The sequence below is a fragment of the Streptomyces sp. NPDC002130 genome (assembly GCF_040296465.1).
Classification (GTDB): Bacteria; Actinomycetota; Actinomycetes; order Streptomycetales; family Streptomycetaceae; genus Streptomyces.
Window position 1 is genome coordinate 1 of sequence record NZ_JBEOXI010000531.1, and the last position, 2,606, is coordinate 2,606.

Genomic DNA, 2,606 nt, shown 5'->3' on the forward strand with positions numbered 1-2,606 from the left:
GGGTCGCCGTCGGCCTGCCGGGGTCAGTGCCGGAGGCCATGAACGCGAAGGCCAGCAGGCGGCCGTCCTCGTCGACCAGGGTGCCCGCGAGGGCGGCCAGCCCCGTGGTGGCCACGTGGTAGTCGATCCTCCATCCGGTGGCGCGTCACAACGGTCCGGCCACCGAAGCAAAGGCGAGCGGAAGATCCAGTGCGAATTGGCAGAACGACAAACTCGGACGGCGCCCGAATGATCGTTGGACCAGCGGTGGCCGCCTTCTCGGACGTCGGCACGGGCAGGGGTTGGGCTTCCTGCCCTCTGTCGGAATTATCCGATGGCCGTTTGCTGAAATCGGGGAGATCAGCCCCGTGAACCACTCGCATCGTGCGGCTTGCGCAGCGGCGGCGCATTCGTCAGGCGGGCGATGTGTGGAGGCCGAGCTGCACGGCATGCTCGTAGTCATCGTCGATGAGGACCACTGTGCGGCCTGTGTCTCAGCTGGTCTGCTCTGGACCGATCGGATCACCGCGAAGGTGGCGTCGTGACCTGGATGTCGGTGGCGGTGATGGCGTTGTCGCTCGCGATCATTCCCACTCGGCGCGGCGCTTCGACCAGAGCAGCGGGGATTCTGGTCGCAGACACAACAACAGAAGTTTCGGGTTCGGTGCCTGGCAAGCCGGATCCACTCGCAGTTGCCGCAAGTCTCGACCTACTCGGGGCCTGCCTGCGAGCGGGGCTTCCAGTCTCCGCCGCGATCACAGCGATGGCGTCGACCGCGCCGAAACCCTCACGCAGGACCGGCGCTGAAATCACGGAAACAAGATTCGACAAAACCTTCAGCAGTGCATGCTCCAGTGAGAAGGTCGGCTGCAGCCGAGTTGCCAAGTCGCCAGTATCATTCAACCTCGCCAGTATCCAGCGTGCATGCGTGTCTGCCCAGTCTGTTTCAAGGACATCGGAGGCAGACGAAATCGTTTGCAGGTCAGCGTGTAGCGAAGTTCGAGTCCCGAGTTCAAGTCGCACTACGCCCGCTGCAGCGCGGACCGCGGTTGCGGGCCCCACCCTTAGTAAATGCCGCACAGTGTCCTCGATCAGCTTGTGTTCACCTGCGTGCCTCAGCGCAGCCAGCGATTTAGCGATCTCCTCAGCTGAGCTGTCGTTCATGAGCGTGTACTGGGCCAAGAGTGTGTGCGATCTTCGCCAGGATGAATGATCCGCAGCGATCCCGGCAAGCAGCGTCGCCGACCGGAGCCTCAAGCTGGTCGGATCCAGTTCTGGGCCCTCGGAATTACCCACCCATACTTGGAACTGGTCGGTGAACTGAATCTCCAGGCCGTCCGCTACCTCCTGCCGACTCCACCACGACGCGAGGGTGTCACGGCCCTTGATCACTTCCTCAACACCGATAACTTCCTTGCTGTCCGTCGACCATGGGTTGAGTCTGAAGATGAGATCAGTGCCCGATCCTGTGATTGCCATAGCGGTTGGGTCATCTACCGCTACATTTCGAATTTTTTGGACGTCGACGGCACAGAGACGTGCATTTGCGAGATCGCCGAGCTCGGCTAGACAACGGCCTCTGTGCAGGAGGAGCCACGCCCGATCGACGTCGCTGTAATCGCTATGGGTCAGAGCGCCGTCTACGACGTCCAATCCGCCTTGTGGGTTTCCGTCTTCGACGGAAAGAGCACAGGCGAACACTGCGGCTGCAGCCCGTTCCGATGGCGCCTTGGCGTCCTTGACCAGTTTTTCGAGCGCGTCAATGTTGGCGTCACCGCCCAGAATGTCGTGCGCTGCAGCATAAAATCGCCACCCCCACGTGGTCGAGCTTCGGCATTCCGCGAGGTCCGGTGCCGGATCCTTAGTACTTTTGGCCAGCGCGTCAACCGCCGTGCGCGGTGTCAGGTGCCTCAGCCGCATTTTGATCAACAATGCGATGGCTTCGTGGGGTTCCAGTTTCGTCACTGGCGAGTTCGGGTGGGGGGCCACCAGGCGCGGCGTCAACATCGCATAGCGGTAACGATCAGTCGACAACACATCTGCACTACCCCACGCAGTCCCTTCCCATTGTGAGTGGATTCGGCCTTTGGTCGCGATTTCCAGGAGGTCTCCTATGTGGTGTTTGTCGACAGTTGAATCAACGCGGACCAGAATCTTGGCACCTTTGCCGGTACTTTTAACTGAATCCTGTGTCACATGAACCCAATACGATTTTTCGGTGGACTCCTCATGCAGGAACAGGATGAACGGCACAGAGTATTCGAGCCAATACTTCAAATGCTCACTGTTGGTATCACGGAACCACCATCCAACAAGTTTTCCGTCCGCATCGAATTCCGGATAATCGAACCACGTGTCCCCGTTCTTCACCTGACCAGCGATGAGTGCACCAGAATCAATGCCTGTTGCCGTCCGCGGCTGCAGAAAGACATCTGTACCGACTTCGCCGGCAGGGTTGGGGGCTACGTGCCAATTCAATTTCGTGAACTGGTAGCCGATGGCTAATTCCCCAATGTTTCCGGTTTGGACGGTACTACTGGCTTTTATCATTGTTTCGCCTCATCTGCCGCGTTCCCTGATGGTTCCTGTCTATAGACAATCACAACCTGCGTGTATGTCCCCGGCAC

General features: G+C 59.5%; 1 protein-coding gene. It reads right to left on the reverse strand.

The window, feature by feature from the left end:
* Nucleotides 1-501: 501 nt before the first annotated feature.
* Nucleotides 502-2,529, reverse strand: a complete 2,028-nt coding sequence (locus ABT116_RS42305; RefSeq protein WP_351645809.1) for a DUF4365 domain-containing protein — start codon at nucleotides 2,527-2,529, stop codon at nucleotides 502-504.
* Nucleotides 2,530-2,606 lie beyond the last annotated feature (77 nt).